The organism is Vibrio mytili (genome assembly GCF_000830505.1).
In the GTDB taxonomy this organism is placed as follows: domain Bacteria; phylum Pseudomonadota; class Gammaproteobacteria; order Enterobacterales; family Vibrionaceae; genus Vibrio; species Vibrio mytili.
On the sequence record NZ_JXOK01000076.1, the window covers coordinates 115205 to 122372 of the forward strand.

The window sequence follows — 7168 nt, forward strand, 5'->3', positions numbered from 1 at the left end:
CGATTGGTCAAACGGACTACGACTTAGACAAGCTCAAGTCTAGACAGGCGAAGACTAAGGTCAATACCAAAGACAGAAAAGGGATGCGTGATGCATCCCTTTATTATTTCTACTTGTTTAAAACAAGATTACGCTTTAGCGGCTGCCGCTGCTTTAGCGATTGCTGCAAAGCTCTTCGCATCTAGAGATGCGCCACCAACTAGTGCACCGTCGATGTCTGGTTGTGAGAAGTAAGCTTCTGCGTTTTCTGGTTTAACAGAACCGCCGTATTGAATGATGACTTGCTCAGCAACTGCTGCATCTTTCTCTGCGATAAGTGCACGGATAGAAGCGTGGATGCGTTGTGCATCATCAGCTGTTGCCGCTTTACCAGTACCGATAGCCCAGATTGGTTCGTAAGCGATGATAGCGCCGTTTAGCGCTTCTACACCGTACGCGTCGATAACTGCGTTGATTTGACGAGCACATACTGCTTCTGTTTCGCCCGCTTCGTTTTGCGCTTCAGACTCACCGATACAGAAAACAGGAGTTAGACCGTTCTCTTTTAGGAAGTTGAATTTCTTCGCGATGAACTCATCAGATTCGTTGTGGTATTCACGACGCTCAGAGTGACCAATGATGATGTGAGTAGCACCAAAATCTTTCAGCATTTCTGGAGACATATCGCCAGTGAATGCACCGCTGTTGTTTAGGTCAGTGTTTTGCGCACCTAGGATGATCTTGTTACCGCCTTCAGCAATAACACGCTCTGCTAGGTCGATGTAAAGAGCAGGTGGCGCAACAGCCACGTCCACACCTTCAACGCCTTCTAGCTCAGCATTAAGACCCGTTAGTAGCTCAGTTACCATTGCTTTGCTACCGTTTAGTTTCCAGTTACCCATCACTACAGGACGACGCATAGGAATATCTCCGTATTATCTATTAATGATTAATGTAAAAAATCTACGTAGGAATATAACAGAATAATATGAACAGATCATGATTGGTATCATGACTATACCCAAATAACCTCAAGATGCTAGGTTCAGCGAGAATGACTTGGTTCACAGACGCGGCAACGATTTGAAGATCTAGTGGTTCTAAATCAAAAAATCGTTAACAAAGTCTGTGAGCCAAGGCAACTCGACCTTCGGGAGCGTGTCACTGGCTCAATTTCTGCGTCAAATAACTTGGAAAGAGCACACTATTCCACTGCGTAGTTATTTATTACAACGAAAGGCCTTGAACTTGAACCAGTGACAACGCTCTGAATCCTGCATCTTGAAGTCATTTGGGTATATACGTCTTTGACCATCTGGTCTGCGTAGCGCTTGTTTCTGTCAATTCTATCAAAAGCAATCGATTGGTGATCGCGTAGACAGAATAATAGCGCATTCCTCGGAAATTTCCGCTTAGGTTGGTATTACTACACAGTAAACTTTTTGTCAGAGACAATTTATAGAGGAAGGAAAAACCATGCCAAACCTCGTTTTGGAATATTCAAACTCAGTGGACGAGCGCGTCAATGTCCAAGGTTTATTGGAAGATTTGCATAGAGCGGCAATAGAAAGTGGCTTGTTTGAAGTATCTTCAGTGAAATCACGAGCGCTGAGATGCCACCATTGGTTGGTCGGTGACGAAGGCGATAGTGTCGATTTCATTCATATTAATTTTGATTTGTTAGCTGGCAGAACCACAGAACAAAAACGAGAGTTATCCCGCTCTTTGATAAGCGTTCTACAACAACAAGCCAGCCATGTACGAAGCTTAACGGTCAACGTCCGAGATATGGATGTGGATTGCTTCCAGAAGATGGTGAATTGATAAATAAAAAGGTCCTAGATCCTAGGTTCCTAGGTCCTAGGTGTGATCGTTGTAGTTGCGGTGAACAAATGTGAGTCTGAAGAGAGCGGTCTTGGAATACGGATTACAGAATACAGAAACACAGGCCCTAGATCCTAGGCTCCTAGATCCTAGGTGTGATCGCTGGAGTTGCGGTGAACAAATGTGAGTCTGGAGAGAGCGGTCTTGGAATACGGATTACGGAATACGGAATACGGAAACCACAGCAAACACCTCCGTAATCCGTAAGCGAAGCGCTCAGTATTCCAAAAACAACAAACACAAAACCAACGTTTATCACAAGCGTTCCAACACACTCCCTCTAGGATCTTATCCGTATTCCGTATTCCGTAAGCGAAGCGCTCCGTATTCCAAAACAACAAGTGAAAAACTCACTGTTTAACACTGCGGCCCCCGCTTACTCCCCCTAGGACCTAGGACCCTAAAAACCTAGGACCTTGTTTTTTCCCCTAGGACCTTATTTCCTATAACCTTTCCCGCCCACACCGATTCTGCTAACCTATTGCTCAGTAATGGCTTCCAGGTCTAATCCATGAAATTTTTCTACTATCTTAATAGCTTACTCCTTAATATCGTGCCGTCGTTTGTTTTCCAGCGCCGTAAAAATCAATTAGAGCGGCTTTTTGAAAAAGATAAACAAGCCATTCAAGCACGTGTGGACTATTACTGTAAGCCAAACGAGCTGCATGAACTACCCAGTGATGCTACGACGCAGTATTCATACCGACGTCGTGGTAAAAGCGCCTACTTCTACGACTTAAAACAGTATTTGCACTATTTTCCTAAACACCTCAAGTTTGCCTATTACTTTGGTGACCACGTCAAAGTCGAGTCACAGCCAACGCTCTACAAAGCGAGGCCAACACAAGGCGATAATTCAACGTCGGTATTGTTTAAGTTAGATAAAATGCGTCACTTCCGCTTTATTGAAGACAACGTAGAATACGCAGAAAAAAAAGACATGGCGGTTTTTCGTGGCGCGGTAAAACAAAAGCATCGTATCCGCTTTATGCAAGCCATGTTCGGTCATCCGTTGGTGGATGCAGGCCAATCCAACCCTTCCAAAGACCATCCAGAGTGGCAACAACCCTTTATGTCGGTTGACGACCAACTGCAGTATAAATTCATTATCTGCTTAGAAGGTAATGACGTGGCCTCCAACTTAAAATGGGTCATGTCTTCAAACTCCATCGCGATCACGCCAAAAATGAAATTCGAAACTTGGTTTATGGAGGGCTCTCTCAAGCCAGGTGTGCACTATATCGAAGTGAAAGAGGATTGGTCAGACTTTGAAGAAAAGGTGAACTACTACTTACAGAATCCAGATAAAGCGGAAAATATTCTAAACAATGCCCGTGAACATGTTGCGCAATTTCAAAATAAAGACATGGAAGATCTGGTTTGCATCAAGACGCTCGAAAAATACTTTTCGGTGACGAATTGGGGAAAGGAAGGTTCTAGGGGGAAATAAAGGTTCTAGATCCTAGGCTCCTAGGTCCTAGGTGTGATCGCTGGAGTTGCGGTGAATCAGTGTAAGACTGGAGAAAGTGTCCTCGGATTACAGATTACAGAATACGGAAACACAGGCCCTAGGACCTAGGACCCTAAAAACCTAGGACCTTGTTTTCTTCCCTAGGACCTATGTTTATCCTAAACCGGCTCAGCCCCATATTTATTCGGTCCCGCCGTGCCCTTCAAGAAACCACATTCGACCAAAATCCACACACCACAAATCAACGAAACTGACGCGATAAGCATTTGTGGGGTTGACGTATCACCCGATACCGGACCAACCAATGGCGTTCCCATGCGGCCCAAAATCAATGGGATATTTAATGCTAACCAATAAATCGACTTATCGCGATCGTGCCAACGTTTGGTGGTAATCGCGAGATCAGGAATCAGTAATATCAGAAGAAAAATCGGTAACAGTAAGTAAGAAAACGCAGGAAAGAGTTGACTAATACCGACGCTAAAACTAACGATTAACACGTAATAAACAACATTCCAAATCCAGAAAGTCTTACGCCCAATACGCCCTTGGAAAGAAAACAATAACTCTTTCGTTAACATCTACATTTACCCCAAAATAGGAAATCGTCTAAGTAAGTAGTTATATCATCACATAAAAAGCAATGGATGACTTCTTTGTCAAATCTTAGAAATTCGACAAGTAATTCTAAATGAAAACACAGATCATAGATAAAGTAGGTACTAGATAAAGCAGATCCTAGGCTCCTAGGTCCTAGGTCCTAGGTGGGATCGCTGAAGTTGCGGTTAGCAAATGTGAGATTGGTGATAGCTACTAGGATTACTGAATACTGAAATCACAGCAAACACCTCCGTAATCCGTAAGCGAAGCGCTCTGTAATCCAAAAACAACGAGTGAAAAATTCACCGTTTAACACTGCGATATCCACACACTCCCTCTAGGACCTAGGACCTGTCTTTTCCCTAGGGCCTTGTTTTCTTCCCTAGGACCTCTGTTTGTCCCCCATCGCATTTTCCCTATTTCCCTACCAATTCCATTCAACGACTTGCACGCTTGCGCATACCCTTATCTAAAAGACTCGCCTATGCTGGATAAACAAGGAGAACTCAACGCATGACGACACTCATTTCTGACATCGCCAGTGTTATCCATCATGGAGGCAAATACACGGTGACGGGCTCCTGCCACGAGCTTCAACTTGCGGATGACAGTATTTTGATTGACTGTGGGCTCTTTCAAGGCCAAGACCTACATTTTGGCGTGCGTGAAGCCTCTCTCGATATTGAATTCCCTATAGAACACATCAAAGCACTGGTGCTGACTCATGCGCATATCGATCATATTGGTCGCTTACCTTGGTTACTGGCGGCAGGGTTTAAGGGCCCGATTTATTGCACCAACGCCACCGCAGAGCTGGTTCCGCTCATGTTGGAAGATGGTTTAAAACTTCAACTGGGCTTGAACTACCACCAGCGTCAGCAAGTGCTCAACATAATCAAAAAGCAGCTCAAACCGTGTGACTACCAACAGTGGCTATCCCTCGATAACCTCGCCGATGTTCGCGTTCAGCCTGCCGGGCATATCCTTGGTTCGGCATATGTGGAATTTAAACTGCCCAATGGGGAGATTGTTGTCTTCTCTGGCGACTTAGGCCCATCCAACACCCCACTACTGCCCGACCCAAAATCGCCTGAGCGGGCTGATTACTTGTTTATCGAGTCAACGTATGGCAACAAACAACACGAAAGCATTGAGACACGTACGGAACGACTCAACAATATCATCGAACACGCACTTGACGATGGTGGCGTCATTCTTATTCCGGCATTCAGTGTTGGCCGAACCCAGGAGTTACTGTTCGATCTTGAGCAACTGATTCACCAACGAGAACTCACTTCATCGTTACCCATTATTCTCGACTCACCGCTGGCACAAAAAGTCACCAAAACCTATCGGCGTTTTAAAACCTTATGGGGGCAAGAGGCAAAACAGAGAGTGGAAGCGCACCGTCACCCACTCGCTTTTGACCAGTGCATTACAGTAGAAAGCCATCGAGAGCATCAAGCATTAGTTAATCGACTGACCTCAACCGATGAGCCTGCAATTGTCGTAGCGGCATCCGGGATGTGTGAAGGCGGAAGAATCGTCAATTATCTAAAAGCGCTCCTGCCCGACAAAAAGAATGACGTGCTCTTTGCTGGTTACCAACCAACGGCACGCTTGGGCACGCAATACAAAGCGCGGCTGAATCGGTTGAAATCGATGGGAATCCCGTAAAGGTGAACGCCCTTATCCATACCATTTCAGGCTATTCCGCTCACGCAGACCAAAGTGATTTATTTAAGTTTGTCACCGGCATTGCCACCCCACCTAAAGCGGTACATTTGATTCATGGGGAACGGGAGGCGAAGAAAGAGCTAGGGGAAGCGTTAGAGAGTATGGGGATGAAGGTGGTTTATTGAGGGTAAGGTCCTAGATCCTAGGTCCTAGGTGTGATCGCTGGAGTTGCGGTGAATAAATGTGAGTCTGGAGAGAGCGGTTGTGGAATACGGATTACGGATTACGGATTACGGATTACGGATTACGGATTACGGAATATGGAAACACAGGTCCTAGATCCTAGGTCCTAGGCGTGATCGCTGGAGTTGCAGTGAACAAACATGAGACTGGTGCTCGCGGTCTGGGATTACAGAAAACGGAATACGGAAATCACAGCAAGCACCTCCGTAATCCGTAAGCGAAGCGCTCCGTATTCCAAAAAAGCAAGCACCGTATGCCGGGTTATTAACAAAACAACCAACGCTTGCCATCTAGGACCTAGGACCCTAAATACCTAGGACCTTGTTTAACTACAAAAGCATGAATTAACGCTATCTGCTTCGAAAAGACGCCATGTCATTCTCGATGGCGACATAAACACGGTGAGATCCTTTACCTAAACCATATAGGAAAGGACACCATGTTACTGCTCACCAACCGCTTACTCGACCGAAATCAGCAATGCTTTGCCGCAAGCAACGAACTGAGCCAATCGTTACTTTACTGTGAGTACCGAAATGGCAAGACACAGGAGCTAGGCAGCGAGGCTTGGATGAAGGCGCTTTTACGTCCAGAAGTAGACAAAATCTTACTTTATATCCACGGGTTTAATAATCAGCCCGAAGCTGATGTGATTCCCAACGCGGAAAAAATGCAGAAGATGCTAGACCAGCATCACAGCAAAACCGTTGTCGTGCCGATCATTTGGCCGTGCGACAATGACTTTGGCATCATCAAAGATTATTGGGATGACCAGCTGGCAGCAGAGCTTTCTGGCGCGATATTCAGTCGTGCAATCGGCAAACTGATTCTTTGGCAGCAGAAGCATGCGCCCTGCTATAGAAAAATATCTGTATTAGCACACTCAATGGGAAACCGGGTACTTTTACAAAGCCTAAGCACGTTCGCCGCAGAATTCGGGCAACAAGGCGTACCACTGATGTTTGATGAGATTTACTTAATGGCCGCAGACATCCCCAATAATTCATTGGAAGAAGACCAACCAGGCCGCTGGATTCTGCAAGTCGCCAACCACGTGGTCTGTTTCTATGCCAAAGACGATTTTGCTATGCCAGCGAGTAAAGTCATGAACTTACCCCACCGAAGTTATACGCGCAGATTAGGACAAACCGGCCCAAAACATCCAATACCACAAATCGAATTGATGGACTGCTCCAGCTTTAATCAAAAACTCGATCCACCCAAAGGGCATACATACTTTTTAGATTCGGACAGTCCGGCATGGGGGAGGATAAAACATAGGTTCTAGGGTAAAAAAGGTCCTAGATCCTAGGT

The 7168-nt window shown here is 45.5% G+C and carries 5 protein-coding genes and 1 pseudogene; 4 read left to right on the forward strand and 2 right to left on the reverse strand.

What is annotated here, in order from left to right; all coding sequences use genetic code 11:
* Positions 1–128 precede the first annotated feature (128 nt).
* Entirely contained in the window at positions 129–899 is a 771-nt protein-coding gene (tpiA, locus tag SU60_RS18485) for a triose-phosphate isomerase (RefSeq protein WP_041156815.1), read from the reverse strand.
* Positions 900–1455: 556 nt separating this feature from the next.
* On the opposite strand from tpiA, the gene SU60_RS18490 reads away from it, so the two are divergent.
* Together SU60_RS18490 and SU60_RS18495 are read left to right on the forward strand one after the other, a co-directional pair.
* A complete protein-coding gene (locus tag SU60_RS18490) occupies positions 1456–1803 on the forward strand; it encodes a 5-carboxymethyl-2-hydroxymuconate Delta-isomerase (protein ID WP_041156816.1) in 348 nt (115 codons plus the stop codon).
* A 571-nt stretch (positions 1804–2374) separates the two neighbouring features.
* Positions 2375–3313 carry a glycosyl transferase family 90 gene (locus tag SU60_RS18495; RefSeq protein WP_041156817.1) on the forward strand — a complete coding sequence of 313 codons (939 nt, stop codon included), beginning with the start codon at positions 2375–2377 and terminating at the stop codon, positions 3311–3313.
* Between the two features lie 179 nt (positions 3314–3492).
* Here the strand turns inward: SU60_RS18495 and SU60_RS18500 are convergent, their stop codons facing one another.
* Positions 3493–3915 (reverse strand): DUF805 domain-containing protein, encoded by a 423-nt coding sequence (locus tag SU60_RS18500; protein ID WP_041156818.1) that lies wholly within the window; start codon positions 3913–3915, stop codon positions 3493–3495.
* 532 nt (positions 3916–4447) lie between these two features.
* On the opposite strand from SU60_RS18500, the pseudogene SU60_RS18505 reads away from it, so the two are divergent.
* A pseudogene (locus tag SU60_RS18505) lies at positions 4448–5796 on the forward strand (MBL fold metallo-hydrolase).
* A 497-nt stretch (positions 5797–6293) separates the two neighbouring features.
* Entirely contained in the window at positions 6294–7142 is an 849-nt protein-coding gene (locus SU60_RS18510; RefSeq protein WP_041156819.1) for an alpha/beta hydrolase, read from the forward strand.
* The last annotated feature ends 26 nt before the right edge of the window (positions 7143–7168 follow it).